The following is a 19329-nucleotide window of genomic DNA, read 5'->3' on the forward strand; positions in this document are numbered from 1 at the left end:
TCCACTCAGATTTTATGATAGCAAAAAACGTTCACCTCGGCAAACGTTCGTTCGTGTTCTATTAAACCACTTTGTTATTGAAATTTAATGCCACCATCGACTGCTAATGATTGTCCTGTAATATAATCCCCTTGATCAGAAACTAAGAACGACACATATTTTGCAATGTCTTCTGGCTCCTCACCACGCCCCAAAAGAATGCCATCGATAAATGACTGACGGGTTGCCCCAAGTGGCACATTTTTACGCTCAGCGAAGCGCGCATCAATTTCATCCCACATTGGTGTTAACACAATGCCTGGGTTATAGGCATTCACACGGATATGGTCAGCTGCCAGTTCTTTTGCAGCAGCTTGCACCAAGCCTCGTGTCGCAAATTTTGTGGCAGAATACACACCAAGCAGCTCAAAGCCCTCCATACCTGCAATAGAAGATGCCAGAATAATATTACCACCCGCCGAGCCATTTTTTCTCATTGCTGATGGTGCAGCTTGTAACGCCCAAATCTGAGACTTCAAGTTAATATTCAACACATTGTCAACTTCAGCTTCTGGTGTTTCTTCAATACTATCCACCCAATCAATCCCAGCATTAGCGACAAATACATCCAATCGACCATAGGTCGTCATCGCAAACTGAACCATATTGATATTGACTTGGCGACTTTGTACGTCACCAACGAAACTCACAGCTTGACCCCCTTGGGCAGTAATATGTGCAACGACACTATCAAGCTTGCTTTTTGTTCTACCATTCACAATAACCGCATAACCATCATGCGCCAATCGCTCTGCAATACCAGCTCCTATACCTTGACCACCGCCCGTTACAATTGCTACTTTATCTGACATGCTACTTCACCTTTCTTAATTGTGATTTTTATAACAACTTTATTTTATACCTTTCTTTTTCAATAAACAAGTGATTAAAATCACAATTTAATATAAAAAAATAAACACATTTAATGTATGCTTTTTTACAAATTAAATGTGTTTAATATTGAACCCAGTACGGGATTGGATTGCATCTAATGCTTGTAAATAACGAGCGTAATAACCATAAGGATCATCAGCATCGCCTTTGGCATCAAGTAACACAACTTTATCCATAAAGCCATAATGTTCAATGACTTTCATCAATTCACGATGAAAAGCCCAGCGTGAATCTTGGTCAGCATTGGCCATATTTCGAAAACCATCATCAACATAAGGTGTAACTGGTGGAATAACCAGAATTAAATCAATCAACTCTTCACAAATCGTATTATCAAATAACGGTTGTAGTTGCGCACTGTCTGATTTGTTCAGCCATATATCTGCATAAACCTTAGTCACCATCGCATCAGTGTCGAAAATGGTTAAACCATTATTTGCTGGCGAATTAATTTCTCTTGAATTGGCATCATACTGACCTTGAATCAAACGAATATAATCTTTGACAATCAATTCATCATCGCTGACATTCGATCGTTCTTGATATTCACGTGCATATTCCTCAGAAAACGGCGAATTACTCGTTCTGGCCAAGCGACGAACTAATGTTGATTTACCAGTTGATGCAGAACCCATCACTGTCACTTTTTTAGTAAAATGACGACGAAATACACGATTAATATAATCCCAATTACCAATTGGATCTTTTCTAATGTCTGTTGCAGAAATTTTTAAGACCGTACGATCCATTAAGCTCACTTTAAATTGACGCGTCTGCGGTAATCTTTTTTCTAACTCTGCCTTATATTCTGCTTCACCAGTATAAAAAGTAATTTGGGCCTCTGGATTAACAATATTACGCTTCACCGTATCAACTAAGATGTTCGTCCACTCATCCCATCCCGCAGGCATCTGAGGAATATTATCTTCGTTAATATAATCGACTTTAATCGCTGTTTCATCGCTAAAAGCTTCCCTTAAATATCTGAATCTTTTTTCAACTGAAAGTCCCATTTGGTCACCACGATCACCTGTGTAGCCTGATGCAATCACAACAACCCCATCATTCAAGGCAGCTGCCTTATAAATCTCGGCTTGATGACCTACGTGCATTGGCGCTAATGTACCAAAAAAAACACCAATATTGTCACCTTCAAGATCATCTTTGTAGAGATTTCCAGCAAAAGTTCTCATGTTCATCATGTACTTCTGTCGTTAATAGCCTTTGCTATAACGTTTCCGTACCCTCACTTTCCTTCAATTACGATAATTCGTCCTTATTGCTATAAGGTTGTTTCTAATTATACCAAGTTACCACACAAAATACCTAATCATTAAAGAAAAACTGTTAAGTAGCCTGCTTTAATTCATCTAAGTTGGTATGCCATGCAGTAACTCGAAAGGTTACGCTAAGAAAACCCTAAATCTGAGTTAGATCACATTTACGTAGAAAACACAAGAAATCAATGTGCCTATCGTACTTGTTAACTTAGCAAAAAAGTGATGGTGCCCAATTAGCACCATCACTTTTTATTAATCAATAGCAGTCAATTCAGCAATTGCTTGCGCATAAATGGCAATTGATCGATACAAATCATCAAGTAACGCAAACTCATTAACCTGATGCATTGTATCTGGCGAATCAGGGAACAGCGCCCCAAACGCAACACCACGCGCCATCAAACGACCATAAGTCCCGCCACCAATAACCTGATCGTGAGCTGGTAATCCAGTTTGTTCATGATAGACACGCAATAATGTATCGACAACCGGATCAGTTGGTGATACATAATGTGGCACCTGTGCATGTCCCCCAACTGTTGGTACGACATCCCAGTCACCTAATTGTGAGGCTAAACCAGTGACAATCTCATCCGGTGTAATCCCTTTAGGATAGCGAAAATTAAAGTTAATAAATGCTTCCTCACCATCAACAAATTTTTGAATACCCACATTCATTGACAATGGCCCCATCACGTCATCGGTATAATTCACACCAAATTTCTGACCAATCGTATCCTGATGTGCTGGTGTCCCTAAATATGTTAAGAATGATTTAGCTGTACCGCCAAATGCAAAGTTTTGCAAAAAGTGCGCTAAATAGGTACCGGCATTTTCGCCAGTTTCAGGCATAGCACCGTGAACCTGCTTGCCATTTACTACAAAATGCATCTCATCCCCATTCGTTTCGATAGCACCTGAAATTTGTGGATTCGCGGCCAAAAACTTTTCAAATTCAGCAGTCAGGTTATCAACTTGCGCTGATTTAACGGTCGCACGTGCAATACCTGGTACCATGTTAGTGCGTAGCCCAGCTTCAAAAGTCACCAACGTCTCTGTACCGCTATTATTTGCTTGACTTTTAAGCTCAACCTGTACATTCCCTTTTTCACCATTAATAATTGGATATTCAGCATCTGGTGAAAAACCAAAGATTGGGGCAGGCTCAACTTCAAAGTAACGTGTCATACCTAGCCAATCATTTTCTTCGTCTGTCCCAAAAATCAAACGTACACGACGCTTTAGTGGCACATCAAGTTCGGCTAAAATTTTAAAGGCATAATAAGCAGCCATCCCCGGACCTTTATCATCTGAGGCGCCGCGAGCGATAATCTTATCTTCAGTCACGACAGGTTCAAATGGTGCAGTCTCCCATCCCTCACCAGCAGGCATCACATCAACGTGAGACAAGATTGCAACGTAATCTTTGGCATCTTTGGGACCAATTTCAATATAACCAACAATATTATCAATATTTTTGGTCGTAAAACCGTCACGTTCGGCTAAACGTAACATGGCCAATAACGCCTCTTTAGGCCCAGGTCCTAAAGGCGCATCTGCACTGGCTTGTGTGTCGTCACGGACAGATTCTATTGCTAAAAGATGTTTTAAATCATTAATAAAACTAGTTTGACGGGTTTGAGCTTCTTTTTTCCAATCTATTGTCATATTATTCTAAGTAACCTTTCACTATATTTATAATTTTATTATACTGTTTGTCACAATTATAGCAAATTTTCATTTACGGGCATTAACCACCAGCATGCAGACAAAATCACCGTCCAATCACGCAGTTTGTAAATCAATAGACAATCCTTTACAATGAAAGTATATACAGCGTCATCTTTTGGTTACGTTACTATAACGAACCAATCACTATAAACAAAAGATAGGCTATTCAATCATGAAAAAATCAGATCTTTATATGGTAATTATTGCGATTATATTAATGTTTATTTCTTTGACCAGTTGGGTACTTAACCAGTCAAACTTGGCAATTCTAAGTGCCAATTTTGGCGTCGTTTTACTTGTGGTTATGATGCTTTGGCAGCATCGCGAGTCATAATTCACTTGATTGCGTGAAATGTGCTACCTAAAATGACTTACGAGGTGTTAAGTTATGAAACAACTGTCAGAAAAAATCCTATATCAAGTGATTACGCCACGTCCAGCACAATCACATAAAGGTACATTTGGTCGCGTATTGATTATTGGTGGTACAGCAGAGTTTGGTGGTGCTGTTATTATGAATGCCATGGCAGCTGTTTATGCTGGTGCTGGTCTAGTGACCGTAGCGACTGATACCGCTAATTTTACGGCACTACATAGCCATTTACCAGAAGCAATGGTCGTTGATTTCAATCAAGACCTCACGACGCTGATACAAAATAATGATGTTATTTTAATCGGTTCGGGCTTAGGAGATCGTTTAGACATCTTACAGGCAACTTTTCGGGCTGTCTTTCCAAAACAGATTTTAATTGTCGATGGCTCAGCATTAACTTTATTAGCCGAAAACCACATTAACTTACCACACGCACGTCTCGTTTTAACCCCCCATCAAATGGAATGGCAACGTATAACAGGTATTTCAATTGCACAACAAGCGTTTGAAGCCTTTAACGTACTTGGACGAGACCGCCTCAAGCAGATGCCTATTGTTGTTTTAAAACAGCACCATACGCAGATTTATACATCAAAGGATATATATGAATTACCAATAGGTGGTCCTTATCAAGCTACTGGCGGCATGGGTGACACACTAGCAGGTATTATTGCTGGTTTTGCCGCCCAATTTTTTCTCGCCTCACTTTCTGATGTTGTCTTAGCCGCTGTCTATAGTCACTCTGCTATTGCAGATGAGCTGGCCAAAACACAATACATTGTTTTACCAACGCAAATCAGCCAGCAGCTGCCAAAGTTTATGAAGCATTACGCTGTTACAAAACCATAAAAAGGATTTCAACAATATGCAACTCATCTCATGGAATATCGACTCAATCAATGCCGCCGTAGAGCACAAATCAGCCCGTGGTGAAATGACTTGGGACGTTCTCAACCAAATTGCCGCACGTCAACCCGACATTTTTGCTATTCAAGAAACAAAATTAAAAGCTGTTGGCTTAACTAAAAAGCAGGCACAAACAATCACTGACCTCTTCCCTGATTATCATATCTATACGAATTCTAGCACCGCGCGTTCTGGTTACTCGGGCACTATGATGTTATCACGTCAAGAGCCACTATCTGTAGATTATCCCATCATCAATGCCCCGGGTGATATGGACTTAGAAGGCCGTATTATCACATTAGAATTTGAGAATTATTATGTGTCTACTGTTTATACGCCTAATTCAGGCTCCGGATTAGCGCGACTAGAAGAGCGTGGCGCTTGGGATGATGCGTATCGTGCATATATTCAAGCATTAGATGCTCAAAAGCCTGTTATTTTCAGTGGTGATATGAATGTTGCCCATGAAGAAATTGACCTCAAAAATCCGAAAACTAACCATAATTCTGCCGGTTTCACAGATCAAGAGCGTGAAAAATTTAGTGCCTTATTAAGGGCTGGATTTACGGATACAATGCGTTCTCAATATCCTGACCAGACTGGCCTCTATACATGGTGGGCACAAATTAGTAAGACAAGTAAAATTAATAATTCTGGTTGGCGAATCGACTATTATCTAGTAAGTGAAAGATTGGCACCGAAAGTCAAAACAACCGCAGTCATTGATACCGGATTACGTCAAGATCATGCCCCTATTACTTTAGAAATAACTATAAATAAGTAAAAACAAATAACGCATTGCACTATAATTCGTGCAATGCGTTATTTGTTTTTGACAAAACGTTTTAAACTCTCTACACCAAAATGATCTGCTTCATAAATTAAAATATTAGCCGCTGCAACAGCATCATCGAGTGCGTTATGATGATGATCAAGTGTGATGCCTAAATTTTGAGCAACTGTATTCAACTTATGATTCTTAAAGTCAGGAAATAATTGACGACTACTACGAACTGTGTCTAATAACATATAGTGTGGCTCTGCTATGTCATAATAATCCAAAGTACCCTTCAAAATACCATTATCAAACGCTGCATTATGAGCAACTACCAACTTATCTTCCGTAAAAAGTGGGGCAATCATATCCCAAATCTCTGGAAATTTCGGGGCTTGTGCCACATCAGCAGCCGTAATGCCATGAATAGCAGTATTTCTAGCGCTAAAATAAGTTTCCGGCTTAATCAAACTGTAAAATTCATCAACAACCTGGTTATCACGCACAACCGCAAGCGCAATTGACACAGCCGAATGTTTTTCATGATTGGCGGTTTCAAAGTCTAATGCAGTAAAATTCATATCAGCTTTCCTTATCTTCCAGTATTTTAATCATTCTTTGCAATGTTGTCTCTCGGCCATTAGGTAACGTTAATTGACGAGGCACCCCTTGTATCATAAATTCAAATTTACGATAAATATGCACAGCTGGCTGATTATCTGTCTGCACATCCAACCAGACAGATGCTAGGCCCACGTGACTAGCCCAATCCAATAAGGTGTTCATGAGTTCTTGACCCAAACCTGCACCTTGGAATTGTTTTAAAATAGCCATACCCAGCTCGCCATTATCAATAGATCCCATACCTACGGGCAAACGACTATCTGCTTGCTCAGCTATTAGTAGTAAGGTTATTGCTGGTGTATCAACCACTTCTGGTCTTGAATAACCATCACGTATGCCTCCGATCATAAAGGTATCTGTCTCTGACATCAATTGTTGAATAAGCGCCTGCCATTGTGGGGCAAGCGCTAAGTTTGCTACTTCGACCTCAAAAGTTATCGGTTGTGTCATGTCAAATGTCATAGTTTGTCCTCAATAGCAGCCGCTTGACCTAAACCAGTTACTTTGATAAGACGCTCATCATCAGTCACACCACGTGACAATGTGATGTCTAGCCGATTGTTTGGTAACAAGTCAGCCATATACTGCGGCCATTCGATTAGTGTTACCCCATCTGTACCAATATAATCCTCAAATCCTTGATCTTCTGCCCCTGTTTCTTCTAAGCGGTAAGCATCAAAATGGTAGATCGGTATCTGATGACTTTGATACGTATTCATAATATTAAATGTTGGGCTTTTAACCCGAGCTGTCACACCTAATTTTTGGGCAAAACCTTGTGTAAAAGTTGTTTTACCAGCACCTAAATCACCAGTTAAAGTAATCACTAAACCTGGATAAACTGATTGTGCAACAAGGGCTGCCAATTTTTGGGTTTCTATTGTATTATGCATCAAGAATTCTTTCATGTGTTCATTATAACACGGCTTTTAGGTCTTATTTTTGCTATAATGAGTTTAATCTTCTTAAAGGACAGAACTATGGTATATCCAGACGATTCATTAACTTTACATACTGATCTCTATCAAATCAATATGATTTATACTTATTGGCAAACTGGCATTGATCAACAGCCGGTTGTTTTCGAGGCTTATTTTAGAAATAAGCCTTTTAACAATGGTTATGTTATTTTTGCTGGTTTAGAACATACAATCACTTATTTAAAAAAAATCAAATTTAGTGCGAGTGACCTTGATTATCTCCGCTCACTTAATCTTTACACGGCAGCATTTTTAGAATATTTGGCCCAGTGGCGTTTCACTGCAACATTACGTGCGCCACATGAAGGTGAAGTGATGTTTGATCATGAACCACTGTTACAAGTTGAAGGACCACTAGTTGATGCCCAGCTACTTGAAACAGCATTACTCAACATAATTAATTTTCAAACACTCATTGCAACTAAAGCTTCACGCATTGTCTCTGCTGCTAAGGGAGAACCTTTACTTGAGTTTGGTACAAGGCGCGCACAAGAACTAGACGCTGCCCTTTGGGGGACAAGAGCTGCATATATTGGTGGTTTTAATGCAACCTCAAATGTCCGTGCTGGTAAGCTTTTCAATCTCCCTGTATCAGGTACGCATGCGCACGCACTAGTACAAGCATATAAGAACGACTACGATGCCTTTACTGCTTATGCTAAAACACATCACAACGTGGTCTTTTTGGTTGACACATTTGACACTTTAAAATCTGGTGTACCAAATGCAATCAAAGTGGCACGCGAGTTTGGTGACAAGATTAATTTTCAAGGCGTTCGAATCGACTCAGGTGATATGGTTGGCTTGTCACAAACAATTCGTCAAGAATTAGATAAAGCTGGTTTCCCCAACGCCAAAATTTATGCTTCAAATGACCTAGATGAATATGCCATTACAAATTTGAAAAAGCAAAACGCAAAAATTGACGTGTGGGGTGTTGGTACAAAATTAATTACCGCTTTTGATCAACCTGCCTTGGGTGCTGTTTATAAAATGGTCAGCATCTCTGGGAATAATACCATTAAATTGTCGGATGATGACGAAAAAATATCTACCCCCGGTAAAAAGCAAATTTGGCGAACTGACACAGGTGATATGCTTACGCTGTTTGACGAACAAGGTGTCGGACGGCCTATTTTGCAAGATATTTTTGTTCACGGTAAGCAAATTTATCAAATACCAACAGCACAAGCAGTACAGCGTTACGCCAAGGACAGCTTATCAGCCATTCCTGCGCCTTTCAAACGCATCGATTCACCAGAAAAATATTCAGTATCACTCTCAAAACGTCTAATCGAAGCCAAAAACACAACGATTCAACACGTTAAAAATATGATTAAGGAGTTTTAATATGCGATCATTACAAGCAAAAATTATTGCCACCTTGCACGTTCAACCAATCATTGATCCTAAACAGGAAATTAACAGATCCGTTGATTTTCTTAAGCAATATTTGCGCCTTAACCCACAGTACCAGAGCTACGTCATTGCCGTTTCTGGTGGGCAAGATTCAACCTTAGCAGGTAAATTGGCCCAAATTGCTATTCAAGAACTTAATAGCGAAAATCATTTGCAGCAATATGAACTAATTGCTGTACGCCAACCGTATGGCGAACAACGTGACGAAGCTGACGCACAAGCAGCGTTAGCTTTTATCGAACCAAACCAAGTCATTACGACAAATATTAAAACTGCCACTGACGCCATGACAACTGCTTTGCGAACAAGTGGTTTGGCCGTTGATGACATGAGTCGTGGCTCTATTAAGCCTAAAATGCGTATGATTGCACAATATGCTGTTGCACGAGAACACCAAGGTGTCGTTATCGGAACGGATCATGCTGCTGAAGCCTTTGCTGGTTTCTTTACAAAATATGGTGATGGTGGCACAGATATTAATCCATTATGGCGTTTAAATAAACGTCAAGGCCGTCAGATGTTAGCTGCTCTTCAAGCGCCACATTCACTATACGAAAAAGTTCCCACTGCCGACCTTGAAGATGAGCGTCCGCAATTAGCTGATGAAGCAGCTTTAGGTGTCAGTTACGACGACATTGATGATTACTTGGAAGGTAAAGTAATTGCTGAGCATGCTGCTAAAACAATTGAAAACTTATATTTAGCAAGTGAACAAAAACGTCATGAGCCGGTAACAATATATGACACATGGTTTTATTAATTATTTGGTATAATGAGCTCAGAGGTTTAAATTCATGACAACTGAAGCACCCGTTTGGGTTTATTACGAAAATATTGCAACCAAAGAACAGTTACAAACACCGGTAAGACTTGACGGCCATATCGGCGCGCAATATCTGATTGAAACACCAGATATCGCAGACTTCACATATGTCGATAATTCTGGTAATTTAACCGGTGTCTTTGGTAATTTACCACAAGCATTACATCTTTATTATCGTCCTGCTACATGGCGCGCTGTTCATCGCGTTATGATGTACATTAAAGTTAATTTTGATGTGATTGCTTTTAGTGAGCCTGAAGACAATGCTGAACCCGCAGCTACACTCACTACTGGCACTTACTGGGCAACATCATTACGAGCGATTTCTGCCAATGGTCAATTCTGGTATCAAATTGGAGACCATGCTTGGCTACCCTACAATGACAGTCAAATGATATTATCAGATACTGCACCGACTGCAGAGAATATTAATTATATTAATGACCAGGCTATTGAAAATAACCAACCAAATGCTCTCGTAAATTTCTTACCAGGACAATCAACAGAAGTTTTTTCTGAACCTTATGGCATTCCTGTTGGTAGCGTTCTTGATGGCGACTTTGTGGCTATTGCAAAAGAAGAACATCATGACAATGGGATTGTTTGGTATAAACTCGCTGACCTTGGTTGGATTAACAGCCTCTATATTGATAAGTTATAAAAAAGGATTGCCTAAGGGCAATCCTTTTTTATAACTTTAGTTAACAGTTTGAATTATTTTACCTGTCTCTAAATAATTCACAGCATCATCAAAGGTTCTTACTGGTACTACCTTCACATTTGGTGCATACTTTTTTGCAGTTTGTCGTGCGAGCTGGTAGTTGGTTTGATGTTTTTCCTCATACTTCAATATTTCAGCGTTGGGCGCTACATAAGGTGCAAAAAATACGGTTGACCCTGCTGCCTTAGCAGCCATAACCTTTTTATCAATACCGCCGATTTCACCTACATATCCGTTAGCGTTCATTGTGCCTGTTCCAGAAATGTTATGCCCACGTGATAATTTATCACCTGTTAATTGATCATAAATTTGCAAGGTAAACATCAGCCCACCAGACGGGCCGCCAATTTGTCCAGGGTCTACAGTAACTGTTGGCGTTGTTTTTACCGTAACATTATCTGTCAAAATAATGCCGATGCCTGATCGACCATTTGGATATTCAGATGATTTGCTACTTGCCAACTTAATGGTATCCCCAGATGTATTGCCGGCCTTACCATCACGTAAATAATCGATTTGCACCCTAATGTCTTTTGGTTTATTCGCCAAGTATTTAATAAACCCATCGGCATTTTCAAAATGGTGCCCATCAATGGCTGTAATGGTATCGCCAACTTGAATTGACTTTTTAAAATGGGAGTCTTTAGTCACATTAAGAACATAAATACCTTGATATGTTGTCGTAATTGGCTGGTTTGCTTTTTTAAAAGCAACCTGTTCAGCACTGGCAATGGCACTTTGCATATAAAAATTTTGTACCTTGGCAAATACTGCTGAACTTTCACCACCAGTTACATCGGCTGTTTTGGCAAAAGATAGGTGTGGATTAATCAAAGTCTGTAGATAGCCTAGTCCATTAGCTTTGGACAAATAAACCGAGGTAATGTTATAACGCCCTTTGCTATTATCTGTCTTCCCATCAATTTTGACAAATTGTGCTAAGTTATCAGCTTGCCCTGGCGCTTCAATATAACCATCAATAGGCCATAATAAGCCACCGATACCTATGACAACAAAAACAGCCGCAATTGCGGCAATAATTTTACTTTTTTTTCGCATTAATTTAACCGTTCCTTTAAAGCATCAACGACTACTTTAGGAACAAATTTTGCCATATTATCAGCGCCCATGCTCCCTATTTCTTTAACCATTGAACTTGAAATATTTTGATTCTCGGGTTTAGCCAATAATAAAATCGTTTCAACATCAGCCAATGCACTATTGACACCAGCAATATCTCGCTCATATTCAAAGTCCTTACTATTGCGTAACCCGCGCACAATAAAACGTGCCCCAATTTCGGCCATAAACTGTACGGTTAAGCCATGCATAATGGCTACTTCAACATTTGGCAAATCAGACACCACTTCAGAAATTAGCGCAAGTTTTTCTTCAGGTGTAAATAAAGCTTTTTTTCCTGTATTATAGCCGACACCGACCACGACTTTATCAAACATCAGACTAGCACGTTCAATGATATCTAAATGTCCATTCGTTAGTGGATCAAAGCTGCCTGGAAATAGTGCGATACTCATGAAAAATCCCCTTCTATTAGTCGTTTGCTTGATAGCGATAAATTGTTACAACGGTTATCCCATAATGCTTTTGTTGTATAATCATAAAATTCTGATCTTCTTGTGGTAAATTAGCATCATCATCACTCTCGACAAGAATGATTGCTTGTGGCGCTAACAACTGATTTTCTGCCATGTAACGCATATCACCCCGCAAGGTTTCCTTTGCATAGGGTGGGTCTAAAAATACCAAATCAAACTGTTGCCGCGCCAGCGCAAATTTTTCAAGCGCTTGCTTTGCTGGTGATTTAATTACTGTAAAAGCAGCGATATCATGTGTTTTTTCAATATTATTTTGAATCACTTTAATTGCTTGAAATTGACGGTCAACTAATGTGGCATGTGCCATCCCACGTGAAACTGCCTCAATACTCAATCCGCCTGTACCGGCATATAGGTCTAATACCTCGCCACCATTCAAATATGGTGTTAACATGCTGAACATCGCTTCTTTAACCTTGTCAGTTGTTGGTCGTGTTTTATCGCCAGAAACAGCGTCTAAACGCGTACCCCGAAAACGTCCCGATACTACTCGCATAACTATTTGTGCCATGGCTGAATAGCCACTTAACGCGCACTCTCCTCATCATAATTTTCAAAGAAAATATCATCATGCATATCATCCAAATCCGGATTAATATCCGGACGCGGTGATGAGACAACATCTTTTACAAACTTATATTGCTTAATTTTTTCAATTTGTTGCGTAATGGCAGTATCATCAACATAAATCATTGCAAAGCCCATTTTACGTGAAACATAGACAATTTGACCAAATTTTTTAAGTTGTGAAACGTGTCGCATCTGCTTTAAATAAATATACAGGCCCCGCCTGGGTTGTATTGCAAATGTCATTGATAATCCTTTCTAGCAAGTGTATCTGCTGGGTGAATGTCTGGTAATTTCTTTTGTGTTGCTGCTATATTAAGCGTTAAACCAATTGCCGCACTGAATACGATATACGACGAACCACCGCCTGATATGAATGGGAAAACAACACCTGTAATAGGTAGCACACCAACAACACCACCCAAATTAACTAACGCCTGAATAAAGAGTAATGCTGCAATACCAAATAATAATAAGCGATAGTATTGGCTGCGCTGCCGTATACCAAGAATAACCATACGACCAATTAAAATGAGCAATAACAGTAATACAATTGTCGTTGTCACGGCGCCTAATTCCTCCGTCATCACGGCCATTATAAAATCTGTGTTGGATTCAGGCAAATAGGGTTTGATTAACGAATTTCCCAGTCCTACCCCCAAGAAACCGCCGTGTGCTATTGCATAATAACCATATAATAACTGTCGACTAGCATCGGCTGCACCTGGCTGCCATGGGTCTACAAAACTTGTCAATCGGGCAAACGTATAGTGTTGACTCCCATTAAGACCAAATACTTGGTTAACGATTCTTAAAATAGTCTGTAAAAAGCCAAATCCTAAACCGCCAAGGGCGGCAACAGCAGCAATAAACCAACGCCGTACACCAGAGGACATAAACAACACAAACCAGATAACAAAAGTAATTAGGCCGTTACCATTGTCTGGCATAATAAAGACTAACACCAGCGCAATCCCTGGTAATCCTAAAACATGAAATTGAAACAACGGTTGATTTCTGATACGTAAATGCGTCTGCCAAGGTACTTTATCAAAAAAATCGGCAAAATATAGAATAATTGCTAGTTTTAAGAATTCAGCAGGTTGCAGCGTGATAGGGCCTAAACTAATCCACCCATTGGCGCCGTTAACCGCAGGCATAATAAATTTAGCAACCAATAAAGCACCAATAATGATTAACATCGTCATCCGCAGCAACTTTTTTTGTCGTAACGCTTTTAAATTAAAATGGTAGAGAAAAAAAGCACCCGTCAAGCCCAACACAACAAAAATCGCTTGTTTAATAAAATTACTTAAAGCTGTACTTGTACCTTGGGTTGCAGAAAAAACCATGACAATACCAAGCATACTCAATATGGCATAAGGTACAGCAATCCAATAATCTAATTTTCGTAATTTTTTAAACATAAAACATTAATCACCTATAATTGTTTGTAAGTTTGTGTTGTCTAAAGATTTTGCAATTGCAATAACAAAAGCCTTAGCGGCCTCAAAATCAGCTATGGACCAGACCGTTTGATGGGTGTGGATGTAACGAGAAGCCACACCTAGAGCAACAGAAGGTATCCCATTACGCGCGGTTTGAGCAGCTGCTGCATCTGTACCGCCTTTAGAAACAAAATACTGATAAGGAATGTGATTGTCTTCAGCTACCGATAGCAAAAACTCACGTAGACGCAGTGGTGTGACAACAGTCGGATCAAATACACGCAATAACGTTCCTTGATCAAGTACACCTTGATGTCCCTGTGATTCAGCATTATCATCAGCTGCACTAGAATCTACCGCAAAAAATATATCAGGCTTTAGTAAGTTAACTGCACCATGGGCACCACGTAGGCCAACTTCTTCCTGGACATTTGCCCCCATGATTAGCGTATTCGGTGTGGGTTCATTAACTAGTGCTTCTAATGCTTCAAGTATGGTTACCACGCCAAAGCGATTATCCCATGCCTTAGATATTACCCGCTTTTTATTGGCAGTTAAAATTGTTTTAACTTCCGGCACAATGAAGTCCCCAGGTCTCACACCGTAAGCCAATGCTTCATCATGATCAACAAAGCCCCCATCAAATAAAATGTCATCAATAGTAGGTAATTGTGGTGCATGCCCTGTGCCGCGCAATAAGTGCGGTGATACAGAACTTGAAACAACTGGATAGGTGCCTTTACTCGTAAATAAGGTGAAACGTTGTGAAGAAATGACTACAGGATTCCAACCGCCAATGGTGGCTACTTTAAACGTGCCAGTAGGCAAAATATCCGTAACAATAAAGCCGACTTCATCCATATGCGCCGCAAACATGACGCGCGGTGCATCAATCTGTTTATTGTTTTTAACACCGAAAATACCACCTAAGCCATCTTGATGAATTTCATTAACTAATGGTTGCATATCTTGGCGCAAAGCTTGCCGCACTAAATGCTCTTGCCCAGATGTGCCTTGATGCTCCGTATATTTTTTTATTCGCGCCCATGTTTTATCGTTCATTTTTCACTCCTTATATGGTCTTTATTTTATTTAACATCTGCCTGCAGGTACTGGCGTGGACTAATTTTAAATTTTTCATTAAATGTGTAACAAATTGGTTCACCATTGCCAACTTCTAAGCCATCGATGGCTTCATCACTAATATTTTCTAAGTATTTAATCAGTGCCCGTAATGAACTGCCATGTGCCACCACAAGCTGATGACGACCAGCACGTAGCGCCGGTTCAATCGTAGAATGCCAATAAGGTAATAAGCGATCACTGGCCATTGCTAAACTTTCTCCGAGTGGCTCGATTTGGTTAGGATAGCGGCGGTCTGGTGTCACACGATCTAATAACGGTGGCACGGCTGTATAACTTCTTCGCCATAATTGTACAGCCGAAACACCATATTTCTGACGTGCTGCATCCTTATTTAAACCACGGAGCGCACCATAATGCCGTTCATTTAAACGCCAAGTTTTATGGATTGGCACCCAAGACTGATGAGACTCATATAAAATAATGTTAGCCGTTGAAATCGCACGCTGTAAATAGGATGTATGGACATCATCAAAGGTCATTACTTTATCAGCCAATAATTGTCCTACCTTTTTTGCTTGTGCACGCCCCTTTGCAGTAAGTGGTACATCTGTCCACCCAGTAAATTGATTATCGCGATTAGCGGTTGACTCCCCATGACGAACTAACACAAGTTGTGCTACCATAATACAACTTCCTTCAGTAAAAGATGTTTCTATTATAACATTAAATAAGCCATCACATTCTATCCTAGCCACAGCTAACGGATAGTCACATTGTTAGCTAGTGAATTCGGTTATCTTTAACTAATAAACGAACATTAAGCCTTTATCGTTCGTTTATTAAGCGCTTTCAACAATAAATCAACGGCAACGATCGGTTTAAACGGTAAATTCTAACGTTTTTATATTTTAATTCGCCTTTTATACTGTTAAACTAGTATAGAACGTTTAGGCGTTACAATATTTTTGGGAGGCAATCATGTCTACGATTGCAAATTATTTTAAACTTGATGAACTGAACACGTCAATACGTACAGAGTTCATCGCTGGGCTAACGACCTTTGCGTCCATGGCCTATATTCTATTTGTTAACCCCACTGTCCTCGGTGCTGCTGGCATGGATAAGGGTGCGGTATTCACGGCAACAGCTGTTGCATCAGCTGTTGCGACGCTATTCATGGGCATCGTTGCATTATATCCGATTGCTATCGCACCGGGTTTGGGTGTTAATGCTTTCTTCGCTTATTCTGTGGTTATTGGTATGGGTGTCAAATGGCAAACAGCAATGGCAGGTGTATTCGTTGCTGCTATCATCTTTCTCGTATTAACTTTCTTCAAAATACGAGAAAAAATTATTAACATTATTCCTCAAAATTTAAAGTTAGCCATCGCATCTGGTATTGGTTTATTTATCGCTTTTATTGGCTTACATAATGCCGGTCTAATTGTTGCCAACAAAGACACAATGGTTTCTCTTGGTCATTTAACCACACCAACCTCATTAGTGGCTATCTTTGGTATTATTGTAACCTTCATTTTGTTGTCACGTAAAATTCCAGCTGCCATTTTTATTGGTATGGTGATGACGTCAGTTGTTGGCATCATTTTTGGTCTTATCAAACTACCAAGCGCACTTATTTCTTCAGCCCCTTCTTTGGCACCAACCTTTGGTGCTGGGGTCACACACATCGGTGACATCAATTCACTACAAATGGTGACTGTTGTCGTTACTTTCTTACTCGTCACTTTCTTTGACACAGCGGGAACAATGATTGGTCTTGCTACACAGGCTGGTTTCATGAGAAATAACGAAATGCCACGCGCCGGAAGAGCATTAATGGCCGACGCTGTTGGTATGACTGTTGGTGCTGTCATCGGAACATCCCCAACCTCAGCCTATGTCGAATCATCATCTGGTATCGCTGTTGGTGGTCGTTCCGGATTAACAAGTGTCTTTACTGGTATCTTTTTCTTAATCGCATTATTCTTTTCACCACTGCTGACTGTTGTTACATCACAGGTCACAGCACCGGCACTCGTTGTTGTCGGGGTGTTAATGGCGAAAAGCCTACGTCAAATTGATTGGGAAGACTTTGCTATCGCAGCACCAGCGTTCCTCATTGTTATTGGTATGCCTTTAACTTACTCAATCTCTGATGGTATCGCCCTTGGTTTCATTCTCTATCCAATTACTATGATTAGTACTGGTCGTGGTAAAAAAGTACATCCACTAATGTATGCTTTGGCTATTTTATTCGTACTTTTCTTGGTCATTATTGCACATTAATATTTAGATATTAAAAAGACTGAACTCATTCATATGAGTTCAGTCTTTTTAGTTATTAGATGGCTTGCTATTACTTGGTTGCGCCTTTGGTATATTGGCGCCGCAAATCTTTGGCATTGGCAAGTGCCGTTTTAGAAACTTTATCGCCCGATAACATCATGGCAATGGCGCGCTCACGACCTGATTCATCTAGTGACGAAACCTGAGTTATTGTACGATCGTGTTCTGTTGTTTTAGCAATTAGAAAATGATGTGTGGCTGCAGCAGCAACTTGTGGTAAATGCGTAATCGCAAAAACCTGCGAGTCAGCTGCAATTGTCAACATTTTCTTAGCAATCGCCTGGGCTACACGTCCGGAAACACCGGTGTCTGCTTCATCAAACACAATTGAAATAATATGTTGCTGTTTAGCAAACGTCGTCTTCAATGCTAGCATTAATCGTGCTGTTTCACCGCCAGAAGCAATTTTAACTAATGGGGCCATACCTTCACCAACATTTGTCTGAACATAAAATTCTACGCTATCAGAGCCAGATGAAATAAAACCTTCAATGGGCTCAAAATGTACCGCAAATTCTGACCCTGTCATCAATAAGTCTGACAATTGCTGATTAACATCCTGTTCTAACTGACGTGCCACTTGCTGTCTAACTTCACGTAGTCTCATCGCTTTTTGACGCAAAGATTGACGTAAACTATTTTGCTTGACTTGTAACTTATCCACATTAAATGAATCATCTACCAACGTTGCAAGTTCAGCATTAACTTTTTCTTGAAAAGCCAAAACATCGGCCACTGTTGTCCCATATTTTCTTTCCAAACCATGAATCAACTGTAAGCGTTCTTCAATACGTAATAATTCTGATTCATCATAGGTTAATGCGCCTATCTGTTCATCAACATCTCGACCGACTTCTTGCGCCGTGTAATAACTATCGGCAATCGTTTTAGCTAGCTCAGCATAGGTATTATCATACGCCGCAATTTCTTGTAACTCGTGCATCGCTTCTGCCAATAGGTCTATTGCACCAGTTTGTTCGCCATTCAGCGCAAACTGTGTATTTTGTAAGCGATCAGCAATTTTCTTGTAATTTAACAATTTACCACGGGCATCCAATAAATCATTTTCTTCATTCAAACTCAAATCCGCTTCCATTAACTCTTGCTGCTGAAATTGCAGCAGGTCTAGTCGTTGCGTCATTTCTTGCTGTGATGTTTGAATTTTACGAATACGTTGGGTAATTGCACGAAACTCCAAAAATTCGCTTTGATAAGCTGACTTGACCTGCAACAACATGTCCCCACCAAATGCATCAAGCAATTGTATATGCTCATCTACATTAAGTAGTTGCTGTGTATCGTTTTGTCCTTGAATGTCGACCAGCTGTCGACCAATAATCGATAACGTTTTTAAGTTAATTAAAACACCATTGATTCTGATCACACTACGTCCGTTATGATTCAGCTCACGGTAAATAATCATTTGTCCATCATCAGCTTCAATGCCATGTTGGCTTAAAAGCGTTAGTAACGATTGATTGGTTGTAATACTAAATACAGCTTGTAAAATAGCTTTTTTGCTGCCATGTCGAACCATTTCAGAACTCGCACGACCGCCGGTTAATAGTAGTAAAGCGCCAATAATAATTGATTTACCTGCACCCGTTTCACCCGTTAAAACGGTCATGCCATCTTCAAATTGTAAATCAATTTTCTCAATAATGGCAAAATTTTCAATGACAAGATTTTCTAGCATATTCG

The 19329-nt window shown here is 39.9% G+C and carries 21 protein-coding genes; 7 read left to right on the forward strand and 14 right to left on the reverse strand.

Annotated elements, in window-relative coordinates:
- Positions 1-74: 74 nt before the first annotated feature.
- The 3 genes from FAZ25_RS00455 to pepV all read right to left on the reverse strand — a co-directional run bounded on the left by FAZ25_RS00455 (position 75) and on the right by pepV (position 3881).
- The gene (locus tag FAZ25_RS00455) at positions 75-851 is read right to left on the reverse strand and encodes an SDR family NAD(P)-dependent oxidoreductase (protein WP_048801576.1); all 777 of its coding nucleotides are present in this window, start codon (positions 849-851) and stop codon (positions 75-77) included.
- A gap of 132 nt (positions 852-983) precedes the next feature.
- The gene (locus FAZ25_RS00460) at positions 984-2126 is read right to left on the reverse strand and encodes a nicotinamide-nucleotide adenylyltransferase (RefSeq protein ID WP_192269804.1); all 1143 of its coding nucleotides are present in this window, start codon (positions 2124-2126) and stop codon (positions 984-986) included.
- Between the two features lie 339 nt (positions 2127-2465).
- The gene (pepV, locus tag FAZ25_RS00465; protein ID WP_004904289.1) at positions 2466-3881 is read right to left on the reverse strand and encodes a dipeptidase PepV; all 1416 of its coding nucleotides are present in this window, start codon (positions 3879-3881) and stop codon (positions 2466-2468) included.
- Positions 3882-4116: 235 nt separating this feature from the next.
- Here pepV and FAZ25_RS00470 point away from each other — a divergent pair, with 235 nt between their 5' ends.
- Genes FAZ25_RS00470 through FAZ25_RS00480 form a run of 3 tightly spaced genes read left to right on the forward strand, consistent with a single transcriptional unit; the run spans position 4117 to position 6007 of the window.
- Entirely contained in the window at positions 4117-4278 is a 162-nt protein-coding gene (locus FAZ25_RS00470; protein WP_004900552.1) for a hypothetical protein, read from the forward strand.
- A gap of 54 nt (positions 4279-4332) precedes the next feature.
- Positions 4333-5166 (forward strand): NAD(P)H-hydrate dehydratase, encoded by an 834-nt coding sequence (locus tag FAZ25_RS00475; RefSeq protein ID WP_004908043.1) that lies wholly within the window; start codon positions 4333-4335, stop codon positions 5164-5166.
- Between the two features lie 16 nt (positions 5167-5182).
- Positions 5183-6007: an exodeoxyribonuclease III gene (locus tag FAZ25_RS00480; RefSeq protein ID WP_004900556.1), complete on the forward strand. Its 825-nt coding sequence runs from the start codon at positions 5183-5185 to the stop codon at positions 6005-6007.
- A 38-nt stretch (positions 6008-6045) separates the two neighbouring features.
- Here FAZ25_RS00480 and FAZ25_RS00485 read toward each other — a convergent pair whose 3' ends face one another.
- From FAZ25_RS00485 to tsaE, 3 genes are read right to left on the reverse strand one after another with little or no spacing between them, the layout of a single operon-like run.
- The gene (locus FAZ25_RS00485) at positions 6046-6579 is read right to left on the reverse strand and encodes a 3'-5' exonuclease (protein ID WP_004906442.1); all 534 of its coding nucleotides are present in this window, start codon (positions 6577-6579) and stop codon (positions 6046-6048) included.
- A gap of 1 nt (position 6580) precedes the next feature.
- Positions 6581-7084, reverse strand: a complete 504-nt coding sequence (locus tag FAZ25_RS00490; RefSeq protein ID WP_004909770.1) for a GNAT family N-acetyltransferase — start codon at positions 7082-7084, stop codon at positions 6581-6583.
- Positions 7081-7530, reverse strand: coding sequence for a tRNA (adenosine(37)-N6)-threonylcarbamoyltransferase complex ATPase subunit type 1 TsaE (gene tsaE, locus FAZ25_RS00495; RefSeq protein WP_012305079.1), 450 nt, complete (start codon positions 7528-7530; stop codon positions 7081-7083). Before tsaE ends, FAZ25_RS00490 begins: the two co-directional genes overlap by 4 nt.
- A gap of 72 nt (positions 7531-7602) precedes the next feature.
- On the opposite strand from tsaE, the gene pncB reads away from it, so the two are divergent.
- From pncB to FAZ25_RS00510, 3 genes are read left to right on the forward strand one after another with little or no spacing between them, the layout of a single operon-like run.
- Positions 7603-8952: a nicotinate phosphoribosyltransferase gene (gene pncB, locus FAZ25_RS00500; protein ID WP_004906444.1), complete on the forward strand. Its 1350-nt coding sequence runs from the start codon at positions 7603-7605 to the stop codon at positions 8950-8952.
- A 1-nt stretch (position 8953) separates the two neighbouring features.
- Positions 8954-9781 carry an ammonia-dependent NAD(+) synthetase gene (gene nadE / locus FAZ25_RS00505; RefSeq protein ID WP_192269718.1) on the forward strand — a complete coding sequence of 276 codons (828 nt, stop codon included), beginning with the start codon at positions 8954-8956 and terminating at the stop codon, positions 9779-9781.
- A 34-nt stretch (positions 9782-9815) separates the two neighbouring features.
- Entirely contained in the window at positions 9816-10505 is a 690-nt protein-coding gene (locus FAZ25_RS00510; protein WP_004906446.1) for a MucBP domain-containing protein, read from the forward strand.
- Between the two features lie 36 nt (positions 10506-10541).
- On the opposite strand, the gene FAZ25_RS00515 is transcribed toward FAZ25_RS00510, so the two are convergent.
- From FAZ25_RS00515 to FAZ25_RS00545, 7 genes are read right to left on the reverse strand one after another with little or no spacing between them, the layout of a single operon-like run.
- A complete protein-coding gene (locus FAZ25_RS00515) occupies positions 10542-11624 on the reverse strand; it encodes a SepM family pheromone-processing serine protease (RefSeq protein WP_048801577.1) in 1083 nt (360 codons plus the stop codon).
- Positions 11624-12100 (reverse strand): pantetheine-phosphate adenylyltransferase, encoded by a 477-nt coding sequence (gene coaD / locus FAZ25_RS00520; protein ID WP_004903085.1) that lies wholly within the window; start codon positions 12098-12100, stop codon positions 11624-11626. Before coaD ends, FAZ25_RS00515 begins: the two co-directional genes overlap by 1 nt.
- Positions 12101-12116: 16 nt before the next feature.
- Positions 12117-12677, reverse strand: a complete 561-nt coding sequence (rsmD, locus tag FAZ25_RS00525; RefSeq protein WP_036061138.1) for a 16S rRNA (guanine(966)-N(2))-methyltransferase RsmD — start codon at positions 12675-12677, stop codon at positions 12117-12119.
- Positions 12678-12706: 29 nt separating this feature from the next.
- Positions 12707-12994 (reverse strand): YlbG family protein, encoded by a 288-nt coding sequence (locus FAZ25_RS00530; protein WP_004903092.1) that lies wholly within the window; start codon positions 12992-12994, stop codon positions 12707-12709.
- Complete coding sequence (locus tag FAZ25_RS00535; RefSeq protein ID WP_004903093.1) at positions 12991-14175, reverse strand: FtsW/RodA/SpoVE family cell cycle protein; 1185 nt, start codon at positions 14173-14175, stop codon at positions 12991-12993. Before FAZ25_RS00535 ends, FAZ25_RS00530 begins: the two co-directional genes overlap by 4 nt.
- Positions 14176-14181: 6 nt before the next feature.
- The gene (gene pepA / locus FAZ25_RS00540) at positions 14182-15258 is read right to left on the reverse strand and encodes a glutamyl aminopeptidase (RefSeq protein WP_040189966.1); all 1077 of its coding nucleotides are present in this window, start codon (positions 15256-15258) and stop codon (positions 14182-14184) included.
- A 26-nt stretch (positions 15259-15284) separates the two neighbouring features.
- Positions 15285-15965 (reverse strand): 2,3-diphosphoglycerate-dependent phosphoglycerate mutase, encoded by a 681-nt coding sequence (locus FAZ25_RS00545; RefSeq protein WP_192269720.1) that lies wholly within the window; start codon positions 15963-15965, stop codon positions 15285-15287.
- Between the two features lie 295 nt (positions 15966-16260).
- On the opposite strand from FAZ25_RS00545, the gene FAZ25_RS00550 reads away from it, so the two are divergent.
- Positions 16261-17568, forward strand: a complete 1308-nt coding sequence (locus FAZ25_RS00550) for an NCS2 family permease (RefSeq protein ID WP_040189965.1) — start codon at positions 16261-16263, stop codon at positions 17566-17568.
- A gap of 70 nt (positions 17569-17638) precedes the next feature.
- Here FAZ25_RS00550 and recN read toward each other — a convergent pair whose 3' ends face one another.
- On the reverse strand, positions 17639-19324 hold the full coding sequence (gene recN / locus FAZ25_RS00555) for a DNA repair protein RecN (protein ID WP_040190136.1): 1686 nt from the start codon (positions 19322-19324) through the stop codon (positions 17639-17641).
- Positions 19325-19329 lie beyond the last annotated feature (5 nt).

The organism is Leuconostoc sp. LN180020, assembly GCF_014844115.1.
Lineage (GTDB): Bacteria > Bacillota > Bacilli > Lactobacillales > Lactobacillaceae > Leuconostoc > Leuconostoc citreum.

What these genes read in the sequence shown, in the direction of transcription:
- FAZ25_RS00490 (WP_004909770.1), bottom strand. Translation starts at nt 7,084, where the DNA reads ATGACATTTGACATGACACAACCGATAACTTTTGAGGTCGAAGTAGCA.
- FAZ25_RS00455 (WP_048801576.1), bottom strand. Translation starts at nt 851, where the DNA reads ATGTCAGATAAAGTAGCAATTGTAACGGGCGGTGGTCAAGGTATAGGA.
- FAZ25_RS00460 (WP_192269804.1), bottom strand. Translation starts at nt 2,126, where the DNA reads ATGAGAACTTTTGCTGGAAATCTCTACAAAGATGATCTTGAAGGTGAC.
- FAZ25_RS00535 (WP_004903093.1), bottom strand. Translation starts at nt 14,175, where the DNA reads ATGTTTAAAAAATTACGAAAATTAGATTATTGGATTGCTGTACCTTAT.
- FAZ25_RS00530 (WP_004903092.1), bottom strand. Translation starts at nt 12,994, where the DNA reads ATGACATTTGCAATACAACCCAGGCGGGGCCTGTATATTTATTTAAAG.
- tsaE (WP_012305079.1), bottom strand. Translation starts at nt 7,530, where the DNA reads ATGAAAGAATTCTTGATGCATAATACAATAGAAACCCAAAAATTGGCA.
- FAZ25_RS00550 (WP_040189965.1), top strand. Translation starts at nt 16,261, where the DNA reads ATGTCTACGATTGCAAATTATTTTAAACTTGATGAACTGAACACGTCA.
- FAZ25_RS00470 (WP_004900552.1), top strand. Translation starts at nt 4,117, where the DNA reads ATGAAAAAATCAGATCTTTATATGGTAATTATTGCGATTATATTAATG.
- FAZ25_RS00480 (WP_004900556.1), top strand. Translation starts at nt 5,183, where the DNA reads ATGCAACTCATCTCATGGAATATCGACTCAATCAATGCCGCCGTAGAG.
- rsmD (WP_036061138.1), bottom strand. Translation starts at nt 12,677, where the DNA reads ATGCGAGTAGTATCGGGACGTTTTCGGGGTACGCGTTTAGACGCTGTT.
- FAZ25_RS00485 (WP_004906442.1), bottom strand. Translation starts at nt 6,579, where the DNA reads ATGAATTTTACTGCATTAGACTTTGAAACCGCCAATCATGAAAAACAT.
- FAZ25_RS00515 (WP_048801577.1), bottom strand. Translation starts at nt 11,624, where the DNA reads ATGCGAAAAAAAAGTAAAATTATTGCCGCAATTGCGGCTGTTTTTGTT.
- pepA (WP_040189966.1), bottom strand. Translation starts at nt 15,258, where the DNA reads ATGAACGATAAAACATGGGCGCGAATAAAAAAATATACGGAGCATCAA.
- coaD (WP_004903085.1), bottom strand. Translation starts at nt 12,100, where the DNA reads ATGAGTATCGCACTATTTCCAGGCAGCTTTGATCCACTAACGAATGGA.
- FAZ25_RS00510 (WP_004906446.1), top strand. Translation starts at nt 9,816, where the DNA reads ATGACAACTGAAGCACCCGTTTGGGTTTATTACGAAAATATTGCAACC.
- pepV (WP_004904289.1), bottom strand. Translation starts at nt 3,881, where the DNA reads ATGACAATAGATTGGAAAAAAGAAGCTCAAACCCGTCAAACTAGTTTT.
- nadE (WP_192269718.1), top strand. Translation starts at nt 8,954, where the DNA reads ATGCGATCATTACAAGCAAAAATTATTGCCACCTTGCACGTTCAACCA.
- FAZ25_RS00475 (WP_004908043.1), top strand. Translation starts at nt 4,333, where the DNA reads ATGAAACAACTGTCAGAAAAAATCCTATATCAAGTGATTACGCCACGT.
- recN (WP_040190136.1), bottom strand. Translation starts at nt 19,324, where the DNA reads ATGCTAGAAAATCTTGTCATTGAAAATTTTGCCATTATTGAGAAAATT.
- pncB (WP_004906444.1), top strand. Translation starts at nt 7,603, where the DNA reads ATGGTATATCCAGACGATTCATTAACTTTACATACTGATCTCTATCAA.
- FAZ25_RS00545 (WP_192269720.1), bottom strand. Translation starts at nt 15,965, where the DNA reads ATGGTAGCACAACTTGTGTTAGTTCGTCATGGGGAGTCAACCGCTAAT.